The organism is Rhodoferax antarcticus ANT.BR (genome assembly GCF_001938565.1).
Taxonomy (GTDB): Bacteria; Pseudomonadota; Gammaproteobacteria; order Burkholderiales; family Burkholderiaceae_C; genus Rhodoferax; species Rhodoferax antarcticus.
In genome coordinates, this window is record NZ_MSYM01000016.1 from 56,795 (window position 1) to 82,157 (window position 25,363).

Genomic DNA, 25,363 nt, shown 5'->3' on the forward strand with positions numbered 1-25,363 from the left:
TTGAATGAAGCCGATGCCGCTCACCCTCCAGCAAGCCAACACCCTGATCGTTGACGACTTTCAAAGCATGCGCACCATGCTGCGCGACTTTGTGAAGTCGATGGGGATGACCCGTGTCGACACCGCCTGCCACGGCAAGGACGCCATCAGCCATCTGGCCGAGAGCCGCTATGACATCGTCCTGTGTGACTACAACCTCGGCCCCGGCGCCAATGGCCAGCAAGTGCTGGAGGAAGCGCGTGCGCGCAACCTGATCGGCGTGTCCACCATCTGGGTCATTGTTACCGCCGAAAAAACCTCTGACATGGTGATGGGCGCAGCCGAGATCAAGCCCGACGACTACCTGCTTAAACCCATCAACCAGGCGCTGCTGCAAAGTCGCCTGGAAAAGCTCATCGTCCGCAAGCAGTCGCTTGGGCTTGTGGAGACGGCCATTCGCGCTAAAGACTTTAGTGCTGCGTTGGCGCAATGCAACCTGCTGCTCAGAATGCAATCGGCTAACCCGCACGAGGTGCTGCGCATCAAGAGCGACCTGCTGCAGACCCTGGGCGATTTTGAGGCCGCCCGCGCGGTGTACGAGTCGGTGCTGGAGAAGCGCAGCGTGGCCTGGGCCAGAACCGGGCTGGGCCAAGTGCTGTTTTACACCGGTGACCACGCCGGGGCGATCACGCAGTTTGAGCAGGTGCTGGCGGAAAACCAGATGTACATCGAGGCCGCCGACTGGCTGGCCAAAACCCATGAAGCAATGGGTGACACGGTACGCGCGCAGCAGGTGCTGCAAGACACGATCAAGCTCTCGCCCAATTCACCGCTTCGGCAAAAAAAACTGGGTGACACTGCCCTAAAAAACGGCGCGCTGGACGTGGCGCAGGCTGCGTTTGAGAAAACCATCAAGATCAGCGAGTTTTCTACCCATAAAAATCCGGCGGTGTACGCGCGCTTGGCTGACCTGCTGGTGGACAAGGGCGAGGCGCAAGAAGCCTTGAATGTCATCAATCGCAGCAAAGCCGATTTCCGCTACAACTCCCCTGCGGCGCTACAAGCCGCTGCCTCTGAGGCGCGCATCTACCAGAAGCTGGGTCAGCCTGACAAAGCCCAGGCTGCGTTGGTCAGTGCTGAGCAGCTCGCCGCCCAGCTGGGCGATAAGCTCAGTCCGGACCTGATGGTGGAGCTGGCCCGCGCGCAACTGAAACTCGGCCACAAGGACAAGGCCTGCCAGCTCCTTGGTCAGGTGGTCAAAAACGACCATGAAAACACGCAGCTCTCCAGTGAAATTGCGTCGATTTTTGACGCGGAGAACTTGGCGGGGGTGGGTCAGACCCTGATCCAGGCTTCTCGCGAGGAAGTTGTCTACATCAACAACCGGGGTGTGATGTTGGCCAAAGAGGGCGAGTTTGAGCAGGGTGCCCTGCTGCTGCGTGAGGCGGTCAAAAAGCTGCCGACCAGCGAGGTGATGCTGGTCAACCTGTGTGGCCTGTTGATTGCGCAGATGAGCAAGTCGGGCTACAGCGACGCGCTGGCCGATGAGGCGCGTGCGCTGTTGGACCGTGTCCACGCCCTCAACCCCGGCAACAAGAAGTTTTACAGCTACTCGTTGGTTCTGGTGCGCTTGCAGCGGGCCTGAGGACCTTGGCCTGTACGGTCAGCGCCGGTCTTTGAGCGTCGCTAACATTCCCGCATGACTTCTGCCACGCACACCCTTCAGCCCCCGGTTGCGCTGCAGCAAGACGCTGCCATCATCGGCCTGGTGGGCCTGGCGCATGCAGCTTCGCACTTTGGCCACCTGTTGCTGGTGCCACTGTTTCCGGTGTTCATGGGTGAGTTTGGCCTGAGCTACTCACAGCTGGGGCTACTGATGAGCGCGTTTTTTGTCGTCTCCGGCATCGGGCAGATCTCGTCTGGGTTTGTGGTGGACAAGATTGGCGCACGGCCGATGCTGTTTGGCGCACTTGGCCTGTTTGTGCTGGCTTGCCTGCTGGCCTCGCAGGTCACGGGTTACAGCGGTCTGTTGGCGGTGGCGGCTGTTGCGGGCCTGGCCAATGCCACCTTTCATCCGGTGGACTTCACCATTTTGAACCAGCGCGTGTCGCCCCCGCGCCTGGGACACGCCTTCAGCGCGCATGGGCTCACCGGCAACCTGGGCTGGGCGGCGGCACCGGTGTTTTTTGTCACACTGACCAGTCTGTATAGCTGGCGTACGGCTTACCTGGTGGCTGCGGTGCTGTACCTAGCTGTCATCGCGCTGCTGCTGGTCAACCGTGACAAGCTCAGCACCCAGGCGGTTGCGCATCACCCCGATACGCCTGCCGAGCACAGCATGGCCTTCATGAAGCTGCCGGTGGTGTGGTGGTGTTTTGCCTTCTTTTTACTCTCAACCATGACGCTGGCGGTGGTGCAGAGCTTTTCGGTGTCGATTCTGAAGGCCATGCACGGCATCAGCTTTAAGGCCGCCACCTTCACCCTCACCGCCTACATGCTGTGCGGCGCGTTGGGCATGTTGGTTGGCGGTTTTGTGGCAGCGCATTCACGCCACAGCGATAAGGTGGTGGCGCTGTCAATGGCGGCGGCTGCCGCGCTGCTGGCACTGTGTGGCACCGGCTGGTTTGGTGCGACTTTGACCATGGTGGTGCTGGCCAGCACCGGTTTTGCGGTGGGTATTGGCGGGCCCTCGCGCGACATGATGATCAAAAAAGCCACGCCTGCGGGGGCCACTGGTCGGGTGTATGGGCTGGTGTACTCCGGTCTGGACGCAGGCTTTGCGATCTCGCCTTTGGTGTTTGGCGCCTTCATGGACCGCGGCTGGTACGGCGCCACGTTGATGGGTGCCGCCGCTGTGCTGCTGCTCAGCGTGGTGGCGGCACTTGGGGTGGGGCAGCGCACCGTGGCGCGGGCCTGAATCCGGCAACGCATTTGCCAAGGCCAAGGGGCCGACTTTCGTCGCACAATGGACGGCTGTGTTGACTCTTTGGGTGCCTCATGATCTCTCATCCTCCCCAACTTGCCGGCCATCTGCTGGTGCAGAGCCTGATCGCGCAAGGCGTGACCCACGCTTTTGGCGTGCCTGGCGAGAGCTTTCTGGCGGTGCTGGACGGCTTTTACCAGTACCGTGATCAGATCAAGTTTGTTGTTAACCGCCAGGAGGGTGGGGCCGCTTTCATGGCGGAAGCTGTGGGTAAGCTCACGCGCCGCCCGGGCGTGTGTTTTGTGACGCGTGGGCCCGGTGCCACCAATGCGTCGATTGGGGTGCACACCGCGTTTCAAGACAGCACGCCCTTGGTGCTGTTTGTCGGCGATGTGGCCAGCAATGCGCGTGACCGCGAGGCGTTTCAGGAGCTCAATTACCTGAGCTTTTTTGGCCCCAGCACCCAAGGCATGGCCAAACGCGTGGAGCGTATTGATGACCCAACGCGCATCCCTGAGTACATCGCGCGCGCCTTTGCCACGGCCATGAACGGCCGTCCCGGTCCGGTGGTGCTGGTGCTGCCGCAAGACATGCTGATGCAGACGGTCACGCCGCATGCCATGGCCGGCACCACGCTGCAGGCTTTGCCGAAGGTTTTGGCGGTTGAGGGGCAAATTGGTCTGCAGCCCTTGTCTCAATTGCGTGAGAAGCTCCTGAAAGCGAAGCAACCGATGGTGATTGCGGGCGGTAGCGGCTGGTCACCCCAGGCCGCCCATGACCTGCAGCGCTTTGCTGAAAACTGGTGCCTGCCGGTGGGCAACGCCTTTCGCTTTCAGGACACGTTTGACAACCACCACCCGCTGTATGCCGGTGATGTCGGTATCGGCCTGAACCCCAAATTGGCGCAGCGCATCAAGGACAGTGACCTGATCCTGGCTATTGGTTGCCGCCTGGGCGAGATCACCAGCGGCGGCTACACGCTCATCGAGTCGCCCCGGCCGCGCCAGACGCTGCTGCACATTCACGCCAGCGCCGAGGAACTCAACCGCGTGTTCCAGGCAGACTTGGCGATTCAGGCCAGCGTGGCGAGCGCCGCAGCTTCTCTGAAAGAGCTATCCGCCCCGGCGAGCTTTAAGTGGGCGCGCTGGTCGGCCGCCTGCCATGCCGATTATTTGGTCAATCTGCAGCCCAGCGCCATCAAGGACTTGCCCGCTGACACCGCACAGGGCGTGGTCAACATGCCCGCCATCATCGCCACGCTGCAGCAGCATCTGCCGCCAGATGCGGTGCTGACCAACGGCGCGGGCAACTTTGCCAGCTGGCTGCACCGCTTTTACCGCTACCACGGTCTGGTCAAAGGCTTTAAAACCCAGTTGGCGCCGACCAACGGCGCCATGGGCTACGGCGTGCCGGCTGGTATTGCGGCTGCCCTGACTACCGGGCGCTTGGTGTTCACCCTCACCGGCGACGGCGACTTTTTGATGAACGGCCAGGAGCTGGCCACCGCCGCGCAACACGGCGCCAAGACCATCATCCTGTTGCTGAACAACGGCATGTTTGGCACCATCCGCATGCACCAAGAGCGTGAGTTCCCGCAACGTGTGTCGGGCACGCCGCTGCGAAACCCGGATTTTTCTGCGCTGGCGCAGGCTTACGGCTACGCCGGTGTGCGCATCAGCCGCACTGAGCAGTTCGAGCCTGAGCTGGTGGCCGCGCTGGCGCGAGAGCAGGGCACTTTGATCGAACTGATGCTGGAACCCGAGGCCATCACCACCCGGGGCAGTCTGAACGCCATCACCGAAGAGGCCATGGCACGCACGCTGGATCGGCGTTGAACACTATGATATATATAGCTATCAGCGCTTATATTTGAAGGGCTAGAGCCTGTTTTTATCATAAAAAAGCCAGCTTGAAGCTGGCTTTTTGACAAGCCGACATCTATCGGCTTGAGGCGGCTTCTGGGCCTTATTTGGTCATGTCCACGCCGTAAAACTCGTGCGTACCAAACGGGCTGATCTTGAAGTCGATCACTTCCTTGCGCACTGGTTTGATGGCCACCGCGTGGGCGATGGTGAACCAGGGCGCTTGCTCCTTGAAAATCACCTGGGCTTTTTCATACAGCGTGGCGCGCTCAGCTTGGTTGGAGGTGACCTTGGCTTTCTGGATCAGGTCTTCAAACGGCTGGTAGCAGAACTTGGCCACGTTGGAGCCGTTGGACTTGGCCGAAGTGCAGCCCAGCAAGGTGTTAAGGAAGTTGTCCGGATCCCCGTTGTCACCGGTCCAGCCCAACATGCCCATTTGGTGCTCGCCGGCTTGCATGCGCTTGCGGTACTCGCCCCACTCAAAGCTCTTGATCTCGGCCTTGATGCCGACTTTGGCCAGGTCAGCCTGCATCAGCTCGGCAATGCGTTTGGCGTTCGGGTTGTAGGGGCGCTGCACTGGCATGGCCCACAAGTCAGTAGTGAAGCCATTGGCCAAGCCTGCGGCTGCCAGCAGCTTTTTGGCTTCAGCGGGGTTGAAGGCATCGTCCTTGACGGACTTGTTGTACGACCACAGGGTTGGCGGGATTGGGTTGGTGGCTGGCACGCCGGTGCCCAGGTACACCGCGTCCACAATGGCTTTTTTGTCGATGGCCATGTTGACGGCTTTGCGAACGCGCACGTCGTCAAACGGTTTTTTGGTGGTGTTGTAGGCCAGGTAACCGATGTTCAGGCCGGGTTGTTCCAGCACCTTAACGTCGGGGTCCTTGCGGATGGCAGCCAAGTCTGCCGGGTTCGGGTAGGGCATCACGTGGCATTCGCCCTTTTGCAACTTGGCCCAGCGCACCGACGCGTCAGGCGTGATGGCAAAGATCAAATTGTCAATCTTCGCCTTGCCAGCCCAGTACTGCGGGAAGGCTTTGTAGCGGATCAGCGCGTCTTTCTGGTACTGCACCAGCATGAAGGGGCCGGTGCCCAAAGGCTCCTGGTCGATTTTTTCTGGTGTGCCCGCTTTCAGCATGGCAATGGCGTATTCCTTGGACTGCACGCCGTTGTGTGGCATGGCCATGTTGGCCAGGAACGGGGCTTCTGGCGCATTCAGCACAATCTTCACCGTGTATTCATCGACCTTTTCCACTGACTTCAGCAGTTTGGGCATGCCCATGTCGTCAAAGTAGGAGTGGTTGGAACTGGTGACCTTGAAATACGGGTCTTCCTTATTCCACTGACGGTCGATCGAGAAGATGAAGTCATCTGCGTTGAAGTCACGCGATGGCTTGAAGTTTTTGTTCGCATGAAATTTAACCCCCTTGCGCAGGGAGAAGGTATAGACCGTGCCATCAGGCGAGATCGTCCATTTTTCTGCCAGGGCCGGAATCACCTTGGTGCCGCCGCGCTCAAAAGCGACTGGCGTGTTGTAGATCTGAACCCCTGCATCAAAAGAGGTGCCGGTGGTGTTGATGCCGGGATAAAAGTTCTCCGGGCTACCTTCCGAGCAATACACCAGCGTTTTGGCCGACACCGGCGACAGCGCCAGCAAAGCGGGTAGCGCCAGCACGCACAAAGCGGTGCGCTTCAACGGAAATTTGGAAATCATCATCTTTTGGACTCCTGACAGGTTAATGCTGCGCTGCAGCGGGTTGGGACAATTGTTCAGCCAGATGGCAGGCCACTTGCCTGCCCGCCAACGCTCTCAAAACAGGCCGCTGTTCCTGGCACAGCGGCACCACATGCGGGCAGCGTGTGGAAAACACGCAGCCGCTGGGCGGGTTCAAGGGGGAAGGCAGTTCGCCTTTCAACACGATACGCTGTTTGGAAACTCCAGTGCCGACCATACCCGGTGTGGAGGCCAAAAGTGCCTGGGTGTAGGGATGCAGCGGCTGGGCAAAAAGCGTGGCTTTGTCGCCTTGCTCCATGGCGTGGCCCAAATACATCACCAGCAAATCGTCGGCAATATGCCGCACCACGCCCAAGTCATGCGAGATGAACAGGTAAGCCAGACCCAGTTCGCGCTGCAAGTCAGCCAGCAGGTTCAGCACCTGCGCCTGAATCGACACGTCCAGCGCTGAAACTGGCTCGTCGGCCACGATCAGCGCGGGCTTGAGCATGAGTGCGCGCGCAATGGCAATACGCTGGCGCTGCCCGCCCGAGAACATATGTGGGTAGCGGTCATAGTGCTCCGGGCGAAGGCCCACCAGCGCCAGCATGGCGCGCGCCTGCTCGGCACGCTGCTTGGCATCCAGCGGGGTGTTGATCTCCAGCGGGGCTTCCAGGATGGCGCCGATCTTCTTGCGCGGGTTGAGCGAGCCATAGGGGTTCTGGAACACCAGTTGCACCGTGCGCCGCAGCGCCTGGCGCTCTGCTGCGCTGGCCGTGGTGACCTCAACCGAGCCGAGTTTGAGCTGCCCGGCGGTGGGCATTTCGATCAGCGACACCATGCGCGCGAGAGTGGATTTGCCGCAGCCGGATTCGCCCACCACCGCCAGCGTTTTGCCAGCTTGTACGGTGAACGAGATGCCGCTGACGGCTTGCAAATTATCAGCGGCGCGAAAGGCACCGTGGCTGATCTTATAGACCTGCTTCAGGTCACGGGCTACCACCACCGTCTCGGCAGAGGCGTTTGGCGTAGCTTTTTCGGAGGCAGCTTGTTTCATGCGGCAACCCCTTGCAGCACAGGCGCGGTGGCCAGCGGGGTGTGGCAGCGCACCATGCCGCTTTGCCAGTCGCGCAGGGCAGGGCGCTCATTCTGGCAGCGCTGGTTGGCATAGCCACAGCGCGGTGAAAACAGGCAGCCGCTGGGCCGGTCATACAGGCCAGGCACCATGCCGGGGATGGTGGCCAGACGCGTGGCGCCGTCACTGCGCTCGGGCATGGCGGCCAGCAGGGCGTCGGTATAGGGGTGCTGCGGGGCTTCAAACATGTGCTGCGCGCTGCGCCCTTCCATGATTTGCCCGGCGTACATCACCGCCACGCGCTGCGCCATCTCGGACACCACGCCCATGTTGTGGGTGATCAGCACCAAGGCCATCTGGCGGTCTTTCTGGAGCGTTCGCAGCAGGTCAAGAATCTGCGCCTGAATGGTCACGTCCAGCGCGGTGGTTGGCTCGTCTGCTATCAAAAGTTTAGGGTTGCAGGCAATCGCCATGGCAATCATCACGCGCTGGCTCATGCCGCCCGAGAGCTGGTGCGGGTAGATACCCAGGCGACTTTCTGGCGCGGGAATGCCCACCTGCTCGAGCAACTCAATGGAGCGCTTATGTGCCGCTTTTTTGTCCATGCCCATGTGCAGGCGCAGTGTTTCGGCCATCTGAAAACCCACGGTAAAACATGGGTTCAGGCTGGTGGTGGGGTCCTGAAAGATCATCGCCATGTCTTTGCCTGTGACGTTGCGGCGCTCGCGCTCGGACATCTTTAGCAGGTCGTGGCCGTCAAATAAGAGCCGGTCGGCGGTGATCTGGCCGGGGTAGGCGACCAGGCCCATGAGCGCCATCATCGTCACGCTTTTGCCCGAGCCGGATTCACCCACAATGCCGAGCACATCGCCCGCGTCTAGCGACAGGCTCACGCCATCCACCGCGTGCATCACAGCGGTTTTGGACGGAAACCGCACCGACAGATTTTCAATTTCCAGAAGTGCCATCAAAAACTCATTTCAGCGTTTGAGTTTGGGGTCAAACGCGTCGCGCAAGCCATCACCCAGCAGGTTAAAGGCCAGCACGGTGATCAAAATTGCCAAGCCGGGGAAGGTTACCACCCACCAGGCGCGCAGCACAAACTCGCGTGCATCGGCCAGCATGGTGCCCCACTCGGGCGAGGGCGGCTGCGCACCCAGGCCCAGAAAGCCCAGCGCTGCAGCGTCCAGAATAGCCGCTGAAATGCCCAGTGAGGCCTGCACAATCAGCGGTGCGGCGCAGTTGGGCAGCACCTCGCTGAACATCAACCGCAAGTGGCCAGCGCCGTTCATGCGTGCGGCGGTGACATAGTCGCGTGACATCTCGGTGATGACGGCTGCGCGCGTGATGCGCACGTAATGCGGCAACACCACCACTGCCACCGCCAGCATGGCGTTCATCAGCCCGGGCCCCAGAATGGCCACAATCACAATCGCCAGCAGCAGGCTGGGCAGGGTCAGGATGATGTCCATCAGGCGCATCACCGCCACTTCAAAAATGCCCCGGAAGTAACCCGCCGTAAGCCCCAGCACGGTGCCCAAAATGACTGACAGGGTCACCACTGCCAGGCCAATGGCCAGTGACAGCCGGGCCCCAAAGATCAGCCGCGACAGGATGTCTCGGCCAATGGCGTCGGTGCCGAGCAGGTGCGCCGATGAGCCGCCTTCCTGCCAGGCTGGCGGCACCAAAAACACGCTGGAGTCGGTGGCGTCAGGGGCGTAAGGTGCAATCCACGGGGCAAAAGCCGCCGTAAAGAGCACCACCAGCACAATCACCAAGCCACCCACGGCCCCTTTGTTGGTTGAAAAATAGTCCCAGAACTCACGCATTGGGTGCTGCGTGGTGTGCACAGAGGGCTGAGTAAGCGTTGTCATGTGAAGAGGTCTGTGTCAGTGCCGAATGCGCGGGTTGATGATGCCGTAGGTCACGTCCACCAGCAGGTTGACCAGCATCACCATACTGCCCAGCAGCAAGATGCCGCCCTGCAGCACCGGGTAGTCACGTCGGCCAATGGCTTCGATCATCCACTTGCCCACGCCCGGCCACGAAAAAATGGTCTCGGTCAGGATCGCGCCGGTAAACAGCACGCCCACCTGCAAACCAATCACGGTGATCACCGGAATCAGCGCGTTGCGAAGCGCATGCAGGCCCACCACCCGGAGATTGGACAGACCCTTGGCGCGTGCGGTGCGGATGTAGTCCTCGCCCAGCACTTCGAGCATGGCTGAGCGGGTCATGCGGGCAATCACCGCCAGCGGGTTGGTGCCTAGCACAATCATCGGCAAAATCAGGTGCATAGCGGCAGACTTGAAGGCGTCCATGTCGCCCGCTAGCCAAGTGTCGATCAGCAAAAAGCCAGTTACCGGCTCAATGAAATACTGTACCGAGATGCGCCCGGACACCGGTGTCAGGTCTAACTGCACCGAAAAAAACAGGATCAGCAGCAGGCCCCACCAGAAAATCGGCATTGAATACCCGGTGAGCGAGACGCCCATCACCCCGTGGTCGAGGATGGTGTTGCGTTTGACGGCAGCCAAAATACCCGCCGGAATACCGATGATCAGCGCAAACAGCATGGCGCTCAAAGCCAACTCCACGGTGGCAGGAAACAGCGCCAGAAACTCGTCCAACACCGGCGTGTGGGTGATCAGGGATGTACCCAGATCACCTTGCAGCACCCGGCCGATATAGATGCCGTACTGCACCATCACCGGGCGGTCCAGCCCGTAGGCCTTGAGCAACTCGGCGTGGCGCGCGGCATCAATACCGCGTTCGCCGGCCAGGGTTTCAATCGGGTCGCCGGGCACCATCCGGATCAGAAAAAACGCGACCAGCGTCATGCCGATGAAGGTAGGAATGATCAGGCTAAAGCGGGTAAGCAAAAAACGCAGCATCGACGACGTGTAATTTTTGGTGAGTTCAACATAATGCCACAACGAAAAAGCCGACTTGCGTCGGCTTCTCAAAAGCCCATGGGCCTGACTTACTTCAGGTGCTTGCCAATCAGGCCGGCCATCTCAAACATGCTGACCTGCGCTTTGCCAAACACTTCCTTCAGCTTGGCATCGGCATTGACCAGACGCTTGTTGACTGCATCTTGCAGGTTGTGCTTCTTGATGTAAACCCACAGCAGTTTGACTACTTCAGTGCGGGGGATCGGCTTGCCGCCGACGATGGCTGCCAGCGCGGTGCTGGGGGTCAGCGCCTTCATAAAGGCGGCGTTGGCGGTGCGCTTGGTGGCGACTTTCTTGGCAGGCGCTTTTTTTGCAGCGGCTTTGGGAGCGGTTTTAGCAGCGGGTGCGGCCTTGGTTGCAACTTTCTTGGCGGGTGCGGCGGCTTTCTTAGCAGGGGCGGCAGCGGCTTTTACGGTTTTTACCGCAGCGGCCTTCACTGGTGCGGCTTTGGCCGGAGCCTTTTTCGCAGCGGCTACGGGCTTGGCAGCCGCCTTGGTGGCGGGTGCGGCTTTGGTGGCCGGAGCAGCTTTCTTTGCTGGCGCTTTTTTTGCAGTTGCCATGGTGTTTGTCCTATCAGTAGTTAATCAATGACCAGCAAAAACAGCGCCTCTGCTGGGTGTGCAGGATGCTACTGGAGAAAAACCCCTTTTTCCTAGGGAAAAACGATAAATTCGCCCGCTTATCGGCGTTTTTTGCAGGGACGGCGTTGCGACAGGGCCTCGCCGAGCCTAATTTTTGCCGTCGCTGGCAAGACAAAGGCATGCGCTCACTACAATTTTTTTATTTACAGAGGAATCCCACCATGACTGCTTGCCTGGCAACCTGTGACTTGTGCGACGCCCATAAAAACGCTTCTCCCGAGCTGTTTCGAGTGTTGCCCCCGGTGTTTCGTGACTTTGGCGCGCGCCGCACCTTTGCCGGGCCGGTGGTCACCGTCAAGTGTTTTGAAGACAACTCGCTGGTGAAGGCGGCTGTGGACAGCTGCGGTTTCTTCGACACGCCAGAGGGCCGCGTCGGCAAAGTGCTGGTGGTGGATGGCGCGGGTTCGCTGCGTCGGGCGCTGCTGGGTGGCAACCTGGGCGCAGCGGCGGCGCGCAACGGTTGGGCCGGTGTGGTGATAGACGGCTGCGTGCGAGATGTGGCCGAATTGGCCCCGCTGGACGTGGGCATTCGCGCTTTAGCCGCCATGCCCCTGCCCACCGAAAAGCAAAACCAGGGCCTGAAAGACTTGGCGGTGCAGATTCAAGGCGTCTGGGTGAATCCGGGAGACTGGCTGTATGCGGATGAAGATGGCATGGTGGTGAGTGCCCAGCCCCTTAGCTGAACCCGCTCGCCTTGGGCTATATCTACGCGCTCCCGCCGCTGCGCGAGCGGCTCAGCTGCCTGGGCCGCCAGAGCGCGATGGCAAGGTGGCCAGCACCACACCTGCCAGACACAGTGCAAACGCCAGCACCTGAAACCCGCTCAGGCTTTCCCCCAGCACCAATACACCCACTGCAGCAGCAGAAATCGGCAGCATCACCGTGAACACACCGGCTTGCGCAGCGGGCACGGTTTTCAGCCCGGTCATCCACAGCCACACCGTCCAGACGCTGGCCGCCAGCGCGTAAAACACCAGCAGCAGCCACATCGGCGTGGGCACGCTGGCAAAGTCAAACGACCAGGCCGCGTAAAGCCCCAGCGGCGTCATCAGCGCAAAGCCCCACAGGTTGATCAGCGCAGTGATGCGTTTGGGTGACACGCTGCCGGTGAGCTTCTTGCCGATCACCGCGTAGGCCGCTTCGCACACCACCGCGCCAAAGATCAGCAGATTGCCCAGCCACGAGGTTTTAGAAGACAAATCAGCCTCTGACCCTTGTCCTATATGCGCTAACAGCTCTGATTTTGAGAGCGAAAATAAACCAATGCCGAGCGCCGCCAGAGCAATTGCCAGCGCCACCCGGCGGGTGATACGTTCACGCAGAAACACCCAGCTCAGCAGCGCCACCATCGCCGGGATGCCCGCCAAAATCACCCCGGCCGACACGGCGGTGGTCATGCTCACGCCAAACAACATGCAAATGGTGAACAGAAAGTTGCCGAGAAACGACTCCAAAAAGATCAGCAATCGCGTGTTGCGGCCCATCACAGGCTCGCTGGCGGGCTTGATCAGCCAGTGCGGCATGGCCAAAGCGCCAATACCAAACCGCAGCCAGGCCAGCAAAAACACCGGCAGCGCGGTCACCAGCGGTTTGCTCAAGGCCACATAGCTGCCCACCAGTACCATGCTGAGTGCCAGAAACACATAGGCCAGCCAGCGGGGCGGGGCGGCAACAGCTTTAAAAGTCATGCGGGAAAAGTGACGTCAAGGCAAAGTCTTGGATGATGCCTGAAGTGGCGGTGGCGGCGTTGGCGCTGGAAGTGCCATCAAGGGCGTTGAGGGCCGAGGTCAAGCTGTCAAAAGCCCAGAAACCGGCTTCTGCCCAAATCCCGTCCCCGATGGCGAGCGTTGGAAAAATCGGATGGGCTTTGAAAAGCTGGGGCGTTGGATGGCGCGTTTGCAGCGGATTTGTTTCGCAAGGGTGGATTCAGGCTATTGCAAGCGAGCGCGCTGCTATGGGTGACTACGGCTGTCTCCTGGCCCTGTGGGCCTCCTCCTTGCAACAGCCTTAGCCGCCGGATCCTTGCGACAGCCTCAGTTGCAAGATAGCCGCCAGTGATGTGCTGCTGCAGTGGATTGCCGCCCACCATCGAAATTGGCACCACCGAAAGCATCGAAAATTGCCGACACTACCGTACCAATTGACCGCGCAGGCACATCGCTACGTGAGCAGTTGCGCTTTATTTGCGTTATGAGGATTGTTTGATGACCACCACTCGTTTTGCCTATGCCGCCAGCACCAACCGCTTTTTGGCCGCGCCCGAATTGCTTGAGCAGCCGTTTGCCGTGGTCGGCGTGCCGTTTGACGGCGCGGTCACCAATCGCCCTGGCGCACGCTTTGGCCCCCAAGACATTCGCCGTGCCAGCCTGATGCTGTGCGACGGAATTCATCCGCACTTCAATGTGAGCCCGCTGGGTGTGCTGGGTGATGGCTACGACATGGCGCTGCCCAATGCCTCGCCGCTGCCCGTGGTGCGAGAGGCGATTCAAACCCAGGCTGCAGCCCTCATGGCCCGGCACCACTGTGTGTTTTTAGGCGGCGACCATTCGGTGACCCTGCCATTACTGCGTGCGGCCAAGGCGCAGTTTGGCGAGCTCGCGCTGATCCACTTTGACGCGCACTGTGACACCTGGAGCGACCATTTTGGCGAACCTTCAGGTCACGGCACCTGGACTTATGAGGCGCTGACTGAGGGCTTGGTCAGCCCGCAGCACACGGTGCAGATTGGCTTGCGCTCCAGTGGTGAACGGGCGGCGCGCGAGTATGTGCAAGACCAGGGCGGGCTGATTTTTACCGCCCGCCAGTTGCGTGGGCTTGACGGTGGCGCGCTGGTGCCGGTAGTGGCGCAGATTGCGCAGCGCATTGGCCACCGGCCGTGTTACCTGACGCTGGACATTGACTGCCTGGACCCGGCGTTTGCGCCCGGCACCGGCACCCCCGAGCCCGGCGGCTTGACCAGTTCGCAGGTGCTAACGCTGCTCGAAGACCTGAGCCCGCTCAACCTGATCGGCATGGACTGCGTTGAAGTGGCCCCGGCCTACGACCACGCCGAGCTAACCAGCAGCGCCGCCGCCGCATTCGTCTGGACTTACCTGTGCGGCCAGGTGGCCAAGCGGTAAAGACCTACTGTCATGGCAACGAAGCTGCCCCAAATCATGAAAACCCCCGTCATTACGAGGCGCGTAGCGACGTGGCAATCCATGCGTTTCTCATTTGTGGATTGCTTCACTGGCGTTCGCAATGCCGGCTGTATTTCACGTTAAGGAAACGCTCATGCTGCTGAATTCAGACACCCAACTCAACCGCGACAGCTATTACGAAGCCAGCGCCCTGCGCCCGGCGCAAATGGCGCCGCTGCAAGAACACCTGTCGGTGGATGTGGTGGTGGTGGGGGCCGGTTTTGCCGGGCTGTCCAGCGCCATTGAGCTGGCGCGTGCGGGCTATTCGGTGGCGGTGCTGGAGGCCGATCGGGTCTGCAGCGGCGCCTCTGGGCGCAACGGCGGCCAAGCCATTGTGGGCTACGCCAGCGGGCAAGAGGTGTTTGAGCACCAGTTGGGCGCTAACGCGGCGCGCCAGGCTTGGGACCTTTCGCTGCAGGCGTTGGACCTGATCGACGAGCGGGTGCGCGACTTTGCTATCGACTGTGACTGGGTCAAAGGCTACCTGCATGTGGCCGACTCGCCAAAAAAGTCCCGGGCGCTGCAGGAAGAAGCGGCGGCCATGCACCAGGCCTACGGCTTTGCCACCGAGGTGGCCAGCGGTGCCGAGGTGCGCCGCTTTATTGACAGCCCACGCTACACCGCCTGCGCTTTTGAGAAATTTTCCGGACACCTGCACCCGCTCAAATACGGTCTGGGCCTGGGCCGCGCCGCGCAAAGCCTGGGCGTGAGAATCTTTGAGCGCAGCGCCGTGGTGCGGCTTGATCGCGGCCCCAGCCTGGTGGCGCACACTGCGCAGGGCCGGGTGACGGCGCGTTTTGGCGTGCTGGCCGGTAACTACGCTCTGCCAGATTTTGGTCCCAAGGTGGCGCCAGAGCTGAGCCACCGCGTGATGCCGGTGGGCACCTACATCATTGCCACCGCGCCGCTGGAGCCATCCTTGTGCCACCAGCTCATTCCCAGCAACGCTGCGGTGTGTGACAACAATTTCGTTCTGGACTACTTTCGCTTCAGTGCCGATCACCGCATGCTGTTTGGCGGGCGTGTGAGCTACTCGACCCGCACGCCGCCCAACCTGAAAACCACCATGGCCCAGCGCCTGGGGCAGATTTTTCCGCAGCTAAAAGCGCTTCCCATCGACTATGTCTGGGGCGGCTTTGTGGACATCAGCATGAACCGCGCGCCAGACTTTGGTCGCCTGGGCGACAACCTGTATTACCTGCAGGGTTTCAGCGGCCACGGTGTGGCGCTCACCGGCTTGGCCGGGCGGCTAGTGGCGCAAGCGCTGGGTGGGCAGGCAGAAAAGTTTGATGTGTTTGCGCGCCTCAAACACCTGCCGTTTCCGGGTGGGGCGCTGCTGCGCACGCCGAGCCTGGTGCTGGGCATGCTGGCCTACCGGCTCAAGGACGCGCTTTGAGTTTTTAAGCCTTTTTGGCCTCTAGCCCTTACCAATAAAGCGCTAACAGCTATCAAAAAAAATAGTGACTGATGTGTTTGACGGGCCACACTTGTATCGACTTCACCCCGGCCCCCACCCAGCTGACCCAGTCGCCCTGAACGTTGAATGGGTTCAACGTAGCCATCCACTGGTTGCGCGACATGATGCTGGTGCGGCGGTTCAAAAGACTGCGTTACAGTGGACCGCGGTCGCAACCGTGACATTTCGCAGGCGGCTCCTGTAACAAGTGGCGCCTTTGGATTGAAACAATTGCCTCCGATTTCGAAATAATCCACCTCTTACAAGGTGCCATGAAGCAGTGTTGACCCGAGGTGACGCTGTTTGCGGAGACTCTCATGACAAACAAAAAATCAATGACTTTCAACGATTTGGAGCAATGGCTCAACGAGCGCCGGGTGACCGAGGTCGAATGCCTGGTGCCCGATTTGACCGGTGTGGCGCGCGGCAAAATTCTGCCGCGCGCCAAATTCAACGAAGACCGGGGCATGCGGCTACCGCAATCGGTGGTGGCGATGGGCGTGACCGGCGAGTTTCCCGAAAGCGGGCCGTATTACGACGTGATTGACCCCACCGACAAAGACATGCAGCTGCGCCCGGACCCCAGCACCGTGCGCATCGTGCCTTGGGCCAGCGACCCCACCGCGCAGGTGATTCACGACTGTTTTGACAACCAGGGCAACCTGGTACCGTTTGCGCCACGCAGCGTACTGCGCCGGGTGTGCGAGCTGTATGCCGCTGAAGGCCTGCAGCCGATCGTGGCACCCGAGCTGGAGTTTTACCTGACCGCCCGCAACACCGACCCCAACACACTGCTGCGCCCGCCGATTGGCCGCAGTGGCCGCGCCGAGACCTCGCGCCAGGCTTACAGCATTGACGCGGTCAACGAATTTGACCCGCTGTTCGAGGAGATCTACGACTACTCCGACAAGATGGAGCTCAACGTGGACACGCTGATCCACGAAATTGGCGCCGGGCAGATGGAGATCAACTTCTTTCACGCCGAGCCGCTGGGGCTGGCCGATGAGGTGTTTTTGTTCAAACGCACGGTGCGCGAATCGGCGCTGCGCCACGACATGTATGCCACCTTCATGGCCAAGCCGATTGCCGGTGAACCCGGTAGCGCCATGCATGTGCATCAGAGCATTTTGAACAAAATCACCGGCAAAAACATTTTCAGCAACGAGGACGGCACACCGTCAGAGGCGTTCATGCATTACATCGGCGGGCTGCAGCGCTACATCCCGGCGGCCATGGTGCTGGTGGCGCCGTATGTGAACAGCTATCGCCGCCTGAGCCGCAACACCGCAGCACCCATCAACATCGAGTGGGGTTACGACAACCGTACCGTTGGCATCCGCTCGCCCATTTCGGCACCCGCCGCGCGCCGGGTTGAAAACCGGGTGATTGGTGCCGATGCCAACCCGTATGTGGCGCTGGCCATGACGCTGGCCTGTGGCTACCTGGGCCTGAAAAACAAGATCAAACCCAAGCCTGAGATGAAGGGTGATGCGTATCTCGCACCGCACTCGTTGCCGCGCAGCCTGGGCGAAGCGCTTGACTGGTTGCGCCGCGAGTCTGACCTGCACGAGGTGCTGGGCAAAGAGTTCATCACCGTGTATGCCGAGGTCAAGGACCTTGAGTTTGAAGAATTCATGAAAGTGATCTCGCCCTGGGAACGTGAACACCTGCTACTGCATGTATAGCTGCTTGCGCTTATTCTATAAGGGCTAGAGGCCTATTTCTTATATAAAAGGATGTAATCCATGAACACGATGACCCCACCCAGCCAGCTCAGCACCCAAGAGATTCAGGCGCTGGACAGCGCGCACTTCATCCACCCGTTCACCGACCACGGCGACCTGGCCACGCGTGGTGCACGCGTCATCACCCGCAGCGAAGGCGTGTATGTGTGGGACTCCGAGGGCGTGAAACTCTTTGACGCGATGAGCGGCCTGTGGTGCGTCAACGTCGGCTATGGCCGCAAGGAACTGGCCGAGGCCGCCTACCAGCAGATGATGACACTGCCGTTTTACAACAGCTTTTTCCAGACCACCAACGTGCCCGCCGTGAAATTGGCCACGAAGTTGGCAGCCTTGGCGCCTAAGGTGGGTGACCGCAGTTTCCAGCATGTGTTCTTCTCCAGCAGCGGCAGTGAGAGCAATGACTCCAACGTGCGCATGGTGCGCCGCTACTGGGATTTGCTCGGCCAGCCCGACCGCAAGGTGATCATCGGCCGCCTGAACGCCTACCACGGCAGCACCATGGCCGGCGCTTCGCTGGGCGGCATGAGCGCCATGCATGCGCAGGGTGATTTGCCGATTCCGAACATCACTCACATTGGTCAGCCGTACTATTTTGACGACGGCTTAGCAGGTGAGTCGGCAGATGAATTCGGCCTGCGCACAGCGGGCTGGCTAGAAGAAAAAATTCTGGAACTGGGTGCCGACAAAGTGGCGGCGTTTATCGCCGAGCCGATTCAGGGCGCTGGCGGCGTGATCATTCCCCCAGCGAGCTACTGGCCCGAGATTCAACGCATTGTGGACAAATACGGCATTTTGCTGATCAGCGATGAGGTGATCTGCGCCTTTGGCCGCCTGGGCCACTGGTTTGCCTATGAGAAGTTTGGCTACAAGCCTGATCTGGTAACTTTTGCCAAGGCGGTGACCAGCGGCTACATCCCCTTGGGCGGCGTGATGGTGGGCAACCGCGTGGCCAAGGTACTGATCGAGAAGGGCGGCGAGTTCAACCACGGCTACACCTACAGCGGTCACCCGGTGGCCTGCGCGGTGGCACTGGCCAATATTGAGATCATGGAGACCGAGCAACTGCCGCAACGTGTGCGCGGCGAGATGGGTGACTACTTTGGCAAGCGTTACGCCGAACTCAATGACCACCCTTTGGTGGGCGTGGCCGAGAGCTGCGGTTTTGTCGCTGGGCTGGTGCTGGTGAAAAACAAACACACCAAAGAGCGTTTTGTTGAAGATGACGCGGTGGGCATGATCTGCCGCGGCCATTGTTTCAGCAACGGGTTGATCATGCGCGCCGTGGGCGACCGCATGATCATCGCACCGCCTCTGACACTGACGCACGCTGAGATTGACGAGTTGATGCGCCTGATCCGGCTTTGCCTGGACCTGACGCAGCAGGAATTGCACCAAAAAGGGTTGATTTAAGGGTTTATCCGGTAAAAATTCGTTTGGTCTGATTTTTGCTAGCTATAAACTTGACGATTCCTGACTTTCTTTTCCTTCCACCGGAGTTCTTTGAATGATGAAAAAGTACCTTATTTCTTTCGCTTTGTCTGCGATGGTGTTGGCGGCTTGTGGCAAAAAAGAGGAGCCGCCAGCGCCAGTGGCTGCACCAGTAGCTGTAGCCAGCGAACCGGCACCCGCACCGGTAGAGCCGCCAGAAGAAAAATTACTTAACGTCTACAACTGGCCGGATTACATTCCCGAGGGCATGGTGGCCGAGTTCGAGAAGGAGACCGGCATCAAGGTCAACTACGATACCTTCGAGACCAATGAAGCCCTGCACGCCAAACTGGTGGCCGGCAACAGCGGCTATGACATCGTGGTGCCAGGCTCGGTGTTTGCCAAGCCGCAGATCGAAGGCGGTATGTTCCAGCCGCTGGCCAAGGACAAGATCGCGAATCTGGCCAACCTGGACCCGGCCATCATGGCCACTCTGGCCAAAAATACCGACCCTGACAACAAGTATCTGGTGCCATGGGGCTGGGGCTTTACCACGGTAGGTATCAACAAGGCCAAGGTAGCCAAGGCATTGGGCAAGACGCCCATGCCCGACAACGCCTGGGACCTGGTGTTCAAGCCCGAGTACACCAGCAAGCTCAAATCTTGCGGCATTGCCTATCTGGACTCGCCCACCGAGATCATTCCGGTAGCGCTGCACTACATTGGCAAAGATGCGTATTCCAACGACCCGGCTGACTACAAGCTGGCCGCCGACATGCTGGCCAAGGTGCGCAAGGATGTTCGCCTCTTCAGCTCCACCATGATTGACGACATTGCTGGTGGCAAGGCCTGCGTGGTCATTGGTTGGTCGGGTGACATCAACATTGCGGCAACCCGCGCGAAAGAGAACCAGTCCAAAGATGAGATCGTGTCACTGTTGCCCAACACCGGCGCGTTGATCTTCTTCGACGCCATGGCGGTGACCAAGGATGCCGCACATCCGAAAAATGCCATGGCCTTCATCGACTTTTACCTGCGCCCTGAAAATGCTGCCCGCATGGCTAATGAGATGACCTACCCAACCGCCAACAAGGCAGCCATGGACAAGATCAACCCGGAGATTGCCGGCAACAAGACGATTTTTGTCGAGCCTGATTACATGGCCAAGATGATTGCGCCCAGCAGCTTCACCAACGAAGCCCGCGAAGCCATGGCGAACGCCTACAACGGCTTCAAAAAAGGCAAGTAAGCACGTCTCTCCTGCAAAGCTGACAGGGCTGTTTGTACGCGAGGTATGAGCAGCCCTTTTTCTATGGCAGAGGCACCTTGAACTCTGAAAGTAAAGGTTTAAACATGGCGAATGCCGAATCCAAAGACAATTACCTGGTCACAGAGAAACTGGTCAAACGGTTTGACGAGGCTGTGGCGGTGGATGAGGTCAACCTGTCCATCAAAAAGGGTGAAATTTTTGCCTTGCTGGGCAGCTCCGGTTGTGGCAAGTCCACCTTGCTGCGCATGTTGGCCGGGTTTGAGAAGCCTACCTCCGGACGGATTCTGTTGGCCGGGCAAGATGTGGCTGCTCTGGCACCTTACGACCGGCCTTTCAACATGATGTTTCAGTCGTATGCGCTGTTTCCACACCTGGACATCTGGGAAAACATTGCTTTTGGCCTCAAGCGTGAGGGCCTTCCCAAGGACGATATCAAACAACGTGTGGGCGAGATGCTGGACCTGGTCCAGCTGGGCACCTATGCCAAGCGCAAGCCGCACCAGCTGTCTGGCGGGCAGCAGCAGCGGGTGGCACTGGCGCGCAGTCTGGCTAAAAAACCCAAGGTTTTGTTGCTGGATGAGCCGCTGGGCGCGCTGGACAAAAAGCTGCGCGAGCAAACCCAGTTTGAGCTGGTCAACATCATTGAGAAAGTGGGTGTGACTTGCGTCATGGTGACCCACGACCAGGAAGAGGCCATGACCATGGCCGGGCGCATAGCGGTCATGAGCAAGGGCCGGGTGTTGCAGGTGGGCTCACCGCAGGAAATTTATGAGTACCCCAGTACCCGTTTTGTGGCTGATTTCATCGGTAGCGTGAACATGCTGGACGGCAAACTCAGTGTGGACGAGACAGACCACTGCGCGGTGCAGACCGCCATCGGTGAAATTCACGTCGGCCACAGCATCAGTGGCACCGTGGGCATGCCGGTGGCGGTGGCTGTGCGCCCGGAAAAAGTCAGCATCGGCAAGCAGGCACCGGCGGGCTTGAGTCGCAACCTGTTCACCGGCAAGGTCAAGGAAATTGCCTATTTTGGCTCCTACAACACCTACATTGTGGTCACGCCGCAAGGCACCCGCATGAAGATCACCGAGCCCAACGGCTCCCACCTGGACTTGCTGGACATCACCTGGGAAGACAACGTGTATTTCTGGTGGGACGACACCGACGCCCTGGTGTTGCGCAACTGATCACCGCAGGAGCTCGCACCATGGCCTTCAACCTTCCCATGCCCGGCAGGCGCTTCGTCATCGGGGTGCCTTACGTCTGGCTGTTTGTCTTCTTTTTGCTACCCTTTTTGATTCTGCTGTACATCAGCTTTGTCGACATGGGCAACGACATTTCGCCTTTCAAGCCGATCTGGGACCATGAAACTGGCCTGCTCAAGCTCAAGTACGAAAACTATTGGACGATCTTTGTTGCCCAGGAAGAAGGCAGCCGTTTGTTTCAGACGATCTACATCGAGGCCTACCTGCGCTCGATTTGGTACGCGCTGGCCACTGCGGTGTTGTGCCTGTTGATCGGTTACCCGTTCTCCTACTTCATTGCCCGAAGCAAGCCCAGCGTGCGGCCCGCCTTGCTGATGATGGTGATGCTGCCGTTCTGGACCTCGTTTTTGCTGCGCGTCTATGCCTGGAAAGGCATTTTGGCTGACCAGGGCGTGATCAACCAGATGCTGATGGCCGTGGGGCTGATCAGCGAACCCATCCAGATGCTCTACACCGACGTGTCACTGCTGGTGGGCATGACTTATGTGTACCTGCCCTTCATGGTGCTGCCCTTGTACGCCAACCTGGTGAAGATGGATTTCCGCCTGCTCGAAGCCGCTTATGACCTGGGCAGCACACCGCTCAAGGCCTTCTGGCTGGTCACCGTGCCCTTGTCCAAGGCGGGCATCATTGCCGGCTTCATGCTGGTGTTTATCCCCTGTGTGGGCGAGTTTGTGATTCCCTCGTTGCTGGGCGGGCCGGAAAACATCATGATTGGCCGCGTAGTGTGGGATGAAATGTTCACCAGCAACAACTGGCCACGCGCCTCGGCGCTGGCAGTGGTGATGATTGGGCTGATCGTGATCCCGCTGGCGATTTACTACCACTACACCGGCGATGCTGCCGAGCCACGCCATTAAGGGGCCGCCATGAGCAACTTTCTGATCCGCTATTTTGGTCGTGCCTGGCTGGCAGTTACCTTCTTGTTTTTGTACCTGCCGCTGCTGTTCATGATCGTGTTTTCGTTCAACAGCACCCGCCAGGACGCGGTGTTTACCGGTTTTTCTTGGCGTTGGTATGAGGCTTTGACGCGTGACACCAAGATCGTCGAGGGCTTCTGGCTGTCTTTGCAAGTGGCCACCGCTTCTGGCCTGGCCTCGGCGGTACTGGCCACCTTTGCAGCGTTTGTGTTGGTGCGCTACCGGCGCTTTCCGGGGCGAACCCTGTTTTCCGGCATGGTGAATGCGCCGCTGGTGATGCCCGAGGTGGTGATTGGCCTGTCATTACTGCTGCTGATGGTAGGTATCCAGAACGCCTTTGGCTGGCCCCAGCGCGGCATGCTGACGATTGTGCTGGGGCACACGCTGCTTGGCATGGCCTATGGCATGGTGGTGATCCAGTCGCGTTTGCTGGAGATGGACCGCTCCCTTGAAGAAGCCGCCATGGACCTGGGCGCCAGGCCGTTTCAGGTGTTTTTTTTGGTGACCATGCCGAATATTTTCCAGGCGATTCTGGCGGCTTTTCTGCTGGCGTTTACCCTGTCGTTTGACGATGTGGTCATTTCTGAATTCTTGTCAGGCCCAGGCGTCAACACCCTGCCGCAAGTGATTTTTGGCTACGCGCGCCGGGGTATCAACCCCACGATTTACGCCGCGGCCACTTTGCTGATTGTGTCGGTGACCGTGGTGGTGATCGCCTACAGCGTGTGGGTGGCGCGCCAGACGCGCAAGCGTGAGCGCGACATTGCTGCCGCCACGCGGGCTGAGGTGGTGGCACTGCAGGCCCAGTAGTTTTAAGCTTTTCTGGCCTCTAGCCGTTGTCTTGTCTGCGCTGGATGCTCTACTTTTGAAAGGTTTTCCATGTCAACAGTTTTTTATGATGGCCGCGCCCTGATCAATGGCCAACGCGTGAACGCAGTCAATGAACAAACGTTTGACTGCCTGTCACCCGTCGATGGTCGCCTGCTGACAACGGTGTCCCGTTGCGCCCAAGCGGATGTCGATGCGGCGGTGGCTGCGGCACGCAGCGCCTTTGAAGACAAGCGCTGGTGCGGCATGGCACCGGCGGCGCGCAAGCGGGTCATGATCCAGTTTGCCGACCAGCTGCTGGCCCACGCAGACGAACTGGCGCTAATGGAAACGCTCGACATGGGCAAACCCATCAAGTATTCGCGTGCGGTCGATGTCAAGAGCGCAGCCAACTGCATCCGCTGGTATGGCGAGGCGGTGGACAAAATTTACGACCAGATCGCCCCAACGGCCAGTACCGCGCTGGCACTCATCACCCGTGAACCGATGGGGGTGGTGGGCGTCATCGTGCCGTGGAACTACCCGATGATCATGGCCGCCTGGAAGATTGCCCCGGCGCTGGCGGCGGGCAACTCGGTGGTGCTCAAACCCAGTGAAAAGTCACCTTTGACCGCGCTGCGCCTGGCCGAATTGGCGCTCGAAGCTGGTATCCCGCCCGGCGTGTTCAACGTGGTGCCGGGTTTTGGGCCAGAGGCCGGGTCACCTCTGGCGCTGCACATGGACGTGGACTGCATCGCGTTTACCGGCTCCACCCGCGTGGGCAAACAAATCCATGTGATGGCTGGGCAAAGCAACCTGAAACGCGCCTGGACCGAGCTCGGTGGCAAGTCGCCCAACATTGTCTTTGCCGACTGCCCGGACCTCGACATTGCGGTAGAAGCGGCCGTGGGCAGCATCTTTTTTAACCAGGGTGAGAGCTGCAACGCGCCGTCGCGCCTGTTTGTGGAGGCCAGCATTCAAGAGCAGTTTCTGGAAAAAGCCGTGGCGCTGGCGCCCAAATTCATGCCCGCCAACCCGCTGGACCCAGCCACCATCATGGGCGCCATCGTCGATAAAACCCAGATGGACAGCGTGCTGCGGTATGTGGAAAGTGGCAAGTCGGAAGGGGCCAGTTTGTTGCACGGTGGCGCGCAGGCCCTGACCGAAAGCGGTGGTTACTACGTTCAGCCAACCATCTTTGCCGGGGTCAAGCCGGAGATGACGATTTGCCGGGAAGAGATCTTTGGCCCGGTGCTCTCGGTGCTGTCGTTTACTGACGCCGCTGAGGTGGTGCGCCAGGCCAATGCCAGCGTGTACGGGCTGCAGGCGGCGGTGTGGACGCGTGACATCAACAAGGCGCACGGCGTGGCGCGTGCGCTCAAGGCCGGTACCGTGCACATCAACCAGTACGACGAGGACGACATCACCGTGCCTTTTGGCGGCTTCAAGCAAAGCGGGGTAGGGCGCGACAAATCGCTGCACGCGTTTGATAAATACACCGAGACCAAGACCACCTGGATCCGCATCGACAGCCCGGTGTAGTTGGTCGCTTGCCAAGGTACTGCTATTGTAAGCATAGCTTTAAGCGCTTTATCCATAAGGGCTAGAAGGTTAAAAGACCACTAACCTCCAGGAGATCATCGTTGCTGATCTGCAGGAGTAGAGCTTGCATTCCATCCTGAACCACACAGGCTGCCTGGCTTGACGGCATCAAGCGAGCGCTACCTGCCGCTGCTGCCTGCCAGCCGATTTCGGCGCTGCAGTGCAAGCGCTGGCGCGTGGCACGCTGCCGCAGCACACCCTTGGCGAGGTCTTTTGCCAGCAGTTCGTCGCACTTAATTCGCACCAGTGGCAGGCCTCTGCCCAAAGTGTCAGTGCCTAGCGACTGCAATGTGCTACGGATACTTTCTGATTTTCACATGGCGGGATTATCGATTTTGTATGATGGGATTTGACTGGTGCATAACCCTCCAAATTTTTCTTAAAGTGAAAAACAGTATTTCGCATCACAAAATACAAAAATAAGTCCTTGATTTTATTACAATAAAAATATGTCTTCTATAAGACATAAGATCTAAATAAACTCTTATAGAAGACTAGAATTCATCCTGACACACCGCTTTGCCAAATCAGCCAGGTGGTCGC

20 protein-coding genes are annotated in these 25,363 nt (G+C 59.4%); 13 read left to right on the forward strand and 7 right to left on the reverse strand.

Going from position 1 to position 25,363, the window contains the following annotated elements; genetic code table 11:
- Positions 1-13: 13 nt before the first annotated feature.
- The 3 genes from BLL52_RS14420 (at position 14) to BLL52_RS14430 (ending at position 4,737) form a co-directional block, all read left to right on the forward strand.
- Positions 14-1,624: a tetratricopeptide repeat-containing response regulator gene (locus BLL52_RS14420; RefSeq protein ID WP_158025696.1), complete on the forward strand. Its 1,611-nt coding sequence runs from the start codon at positions 14-16 to the stop codon at positions 1,622-1,624.
- Positions 1,625-1,678: 54 nt separating this feature from the next.
- Positions 1,679-2,896, forward strand: coding sequence for an MFS transporter (locus BLL52_RS14425; RefSeq protein WP_075587379.1), 1,218 nt, complete (start codon positions 1,679-1,681; stop codon positions 2,894-2,896).
- A gap of 80 nt (positions 2,897-2,976) precedes the next feature.
- Positions 2,977-4,737: a thiamine pyrophosphate-binding protein gene (locus BLL52_RS14430; protein ID WP_075587380.1), complete on the forward strand. Its 1,761-nt coding sequence runs from the start codon at positions 2,977-2,979 to the stop codon at positions 4,735-4,737.
- A 130-nt stretch (positions 4,738-4,867) separates the two neighbouring features.
- On the opposite strand, the gene BLL52_RS14435 is transcribed toward BLL52_RS14430, so the two are convergent.
- The 6 genes from BLL52_RS14435 to BLL52_RS14460 form a co-directional block, all read right to left on the reverse strand.
- Entirely contained in the window at positions 4,868-6,478 is a 1,611-nt protein-coding gene (locus tag BLL52_RS14435; RefSeq protein WP_173861804.1) for an ABC transporter substrate-binding protein, read from the reverse strand.
- Positions 6,479-6,500: 22 nt separating this feature from the next.
- Positions 6,501-7,535, reverse strand: coding sequence for a dipeptide ABC transporter ATP-binding protein (locus BLL52_RS14440; RefSeq protein WP_075587382.1), 1,035 nt, complete (start codon positions 7,533-7,535; stop codon positions 6,501-6,503).
- Positions 7,532-8,521 (reverse strand): ABC transporter ATP-binding protein, encoded by a 990-nt coding sequence (locus tag BLL52_RS14445; protein WP_075587383.1) that lies wholly within the window; start codon positions 8,519-8,521, stop codon positions 7,532-7,534. Before BLL52_RS14445 ends, BLL52_RS14440 begins: the two co-directional genes overlap by 4 nt.
- Before the next feature lie 12 nt (positions 8,522-8,533).
- Positions 8,534-9,427, reverse strand: coding sequence for an ABC transporter permease subunit (locus tag BLL52_RS14450; RefSeq protein ID WP_075587384.1), 894 nt, complete (start codon positions 9,425-9,427; stop codon positions 8,534-8,536).
- Between the two features lie 15 nt (positions 9,428-9,442).
- A complete protein-coding gene (locus BLL52_RS14455; RefSeq protein ID WP_075587469.1) occupies positions 9,443-10,447 on the reverse strand; it encodes an ABC transporter permease subunit in 1,005 nt (334 codons plus the stop codon).
- Between the two features lie 89 nt (positions 10,448-10,536).
- Positions 10,537-11,067, reverse strand: coding sequence for an SWIB/MDM2 domain-containing protein (locus BLL52_RS14460; protein WP_075587385.1), 531 nt, complete (start codon positions 11,065-11,067; stop codon positions 10,537-10,539).
- A gap of 242 nt (positions 11,068-11,309) precedes the next feature.
- Here BLL52_RS14460 and rraA point away from each other — a divergent pair, with 242 nt between their 5' ends.
- Positions 11,310-11,831, forward strand: a complete 522-nt coding sequence (gene rraA, locus BLL52_RS14465; protein ID WP_083633984.1) for a ribonuclease E activity regulator RraA — start codon at positions 11,310-11,312, stop codon at positions 11,829-11,831.
- 51 nt (positions 11,832-11,882) lie between these two features.
- Here the strand turns inward: rraA and BLL52_RS14470 are convergent, their stop codons facing one another.
- Positions 11,883-12,836, reverse strand: coding sequence for a DMT family transporter (locus BLL52_RS14470; RefSeq protein ID WP_075587386.1), 954 nt, complete (start codon positions 12,834-12,836; stop codon positions 11,883-11,885).
- Positions 12,837-13,352: 516 nt separating this feature from the next.
- Here BLL52_RS14470 and speB point away from each other — a divergent pair.
- The 9 genes from speB (at position 13,353) to BLL52_RS14520 (ending at position 24,760) form a co-directional block, all read left to right on the forward strand.
- Positions 13,353-14,267: an agmatinase gene (speB, locus tag BLL52_RS14480; RefSeq protein ID WP_075587388.1), complete on the forward strand. Its 915-nt coding sequence runs from the start codon at positions 13,353-13,355 to the stop codon at positions 14,265-14,267.
- Positions 14,268-14,421: 154 nt separating this feature from the next.
- A complete protein-coding gene (locus tag BLL52_RS14485; RefSeq protein ID WP_075587389.1) occupies positions 14,422-15,723 on the forward strand; it encodes an NAD(P)/FAD-dependent oxidoreductase in 1,302 nt (433 codons plus the stop codon).
- Positions 15,724-16,100: 377 nt separating this feature from the next.
- Complete coding sequence (locus BLL52_RS14490) at positions 16,101-17,468, forward strand: glutamine synthetase family protein (protein ID WP_075587390.1); 1,368 nt, start codon at positions 16,101-16,103, stop codon at positions 17,466-17,468.
- A 60-nt stretch (positions 17,469-17,528) separates the two neighbouring features.
- Entirely contained in the window at positions 17,529-18,938 is a 1,410-nt protein-coding gene (locus tag BLL52_RS14495) for an aspartate aminotransferase family protein (RefSeq protein WP_075587391.1), read from the forward strand.
- Positions 18,939-19,032: 94 nt separating this feature from the next.
- On the forward strand, positions 19,033-20,205 hold the full coding sequence (locus BLL52_RS14500) for an extracellular solute-binding protein (protein WP_083633985.1): 1,173 nt from the start codon (positions 19,033-19,035) through the stop codon (positions 20,203-20,205).
- Positions 20,206-20,309: 104 nt separating this feature from the next.
- On the forward strand, positions 20,310-21,413 hold the full coding sequence (locus BLL52_RS14505) for an ABC transporter ATP-binding protein (protein ID WP_075587472.1): 1,104 nt from the start codon (positions 20,310-20,312) through the stop codon (positions 21,411-21,413).
- Between the two features lie 20 nt (positions 21,414-21,433).
- Positions 21,434-22,351 carry an ABC transporter permease gene (locus BLL52_RS14510; RefSeq protein WP_075587392.1) on the forward strand — a complete coding sequence of 306 codons (918 nt, stop codon included), beginning with the start codon at positions 21,434-21,436 and terminating at the stop codon, positions 22,349-22,351.
- Positions 22,352-22,360: 9 nt separating this feature from the next.
- Complete coding sequence (locus BLL52_RS14515) at positions 22,361-23,221, forward strand: ABC transporter permease (protein WP_075587393.1); 861 nt, start codon at positions 22,361-22,363, stop codon at positions 23,219-23,221.
- A gap of 69 nt (positions 23,222-23,290) precedes the next feature.
- On the forward strand, positions 23,291-24,760 hold the full coding sequence (locus tag BLL52_RS14520; RefSeq protein ID WP_075587394.1) for an aldehyde dehydrogenase: 1,470 nt from the start codon (positions 23,291-23,293) through the stop codon (positions 24,758-24,760).
- Positions 24,761-25,363: the final 603 nt, after the last annotated feature.

Bases quoted from the DNA above. Each gene is read 5' to 3' on its own strand.
- BLL52_RS14515 (WP_075587393.1), top strand. From the start codon at position 22,361: ATGAGCAACTTTCTGATCCGCTATTTTGGTCGTGCCTGGCTGGCAGTT.
- BLL52_RS14455 (WP_075587469.1), bottom strand. From the start codon at position 10,447: ATGCTGCGTTTTTTGCTTACCCGCTTTAGCCTGATCATTCCTACCTTC.
- BLL52_RS14450 (WP_075587384.1), bottom strand. From the start codon at position 9,427: ATGACAACGCTTACTCAGCCCTCTGTGCACACCACGCAGCACCCAATG.
- BLL52_RS14505 (WP_075587472.1), top strand. From the start codon at position 20,310: ATGGCGAATGCCGAATCCAAAGACAATTACCTGGTCACAGAGAAACTG.
- BLL52_RS14425 (WP_075587379.1), top strand. From the start codon at position 1,679: ATGACTTCTGCCACGCACACCCTTCAGCCCCCGGTTGCGCTGCAGCAA.
- speB (WP_075587388.1), top strand. From the start codon at position 13,353: ATGACCACCACTCGTTTTGCCTATGCCGCCAGCACCAACCGCTTTTTG.
- BLL52_RS14485 (WP_075587389.1), top strand. From the start codon at position 14,422: ATGCTGCTGAATTCAGACACCCAACTCAACCGCGACAGCTATTACGAA.
- rraA (WP_083633984.1), top strand. From the start codon at position 11,310: ATGACTGCTTGCCTGGCAACCTGTGACTTGTGCGACGCCCATAAAAAC.
- BLL52_RS14460 (WP_075587385.1), bottom strand. From the start codon at position 11,067: ATGGCAACTGCAAAAAAAGCGCCAGCAAAGAAAGCTGCTCCGGCCACC.
- BLL52_RS14510 (WP_075587392.1), top strand. From the start codon at position 21,434: ATGGCCTTCAACCTTCCCATGCCCGGCAGGCGCTTCGTCATCGGGGTG.
- BLL52_RS14420 (WP_158025696.1), top strand. From the start codon at position 14: ATGCCGCTCACCCTCCAGCAAGCCAACACCCTGATCGTTGACGACTTT.
- BLL52_RS14520 (WP_075587394.1), top strand. From the start codon at position 23,291: ATGTCAACAGTTTTTTATGATGGCCGCGCCCTGATCAATGGCCAACGC.
- BLL52_RS14445 (WP_075587383.1), bottom strand. From the start codon at position 8,521: ATGGCACTTCTGGAAATTGAAAATCTGTCGGTGCGGTTTCCGTCCAAA.
- BLL52_RS14470 (WP_075587386.1), bottom strand. From the start codon at position 12,836: ATGACTTTTAAAGCTGTTGCCGCCCCGCCCCGCTGGCTGGCCTATGTG.
- BLL52_RS14500 (WP_083633985.1), top strand. From the start codon at position 19,033: ATGATGAAAAAGTACCTTATTTCTTTCGCTTTGTCTGCGATGGTGTTG.
- BLL52_RS14440 (WP_075587382.1), bottom strand. From the start codon at position 7,535: ATGAAACAAGCTGCCTCCGAAAAAGCTACGCCAAACGCCTCTGCCGAG.
- BLL52_RS14490 (WP_075587390.1), top strand. From the start codon at position 16,101: ATGACAAACAAAAAATCAATGACTTTCAACGATTTGGAGCAATGGCTC.
- BLL52_RS14495 (WP_075587391.1), top strand. From the start codon at position 17,529: ATGAACACGATGACCCCACCCAGCCAGCTCAGCACCCAAGAGATTCAG.
- BLL52_RS14430 (WP_075587380.1), top strand. From the start codon at position 2,977: ATGATCTCTCATCCTCCCCAACTTGCCGGCCATCTGCTGGTGCAGAGC.
- BLL52_RS14435 (WP_173861804.1), bottom strand. From the start codon at position 6,478: ATGATTTCCAAATTTCCGTTGAAGCGCACCGCTTTGTGCGTGCTGGCG.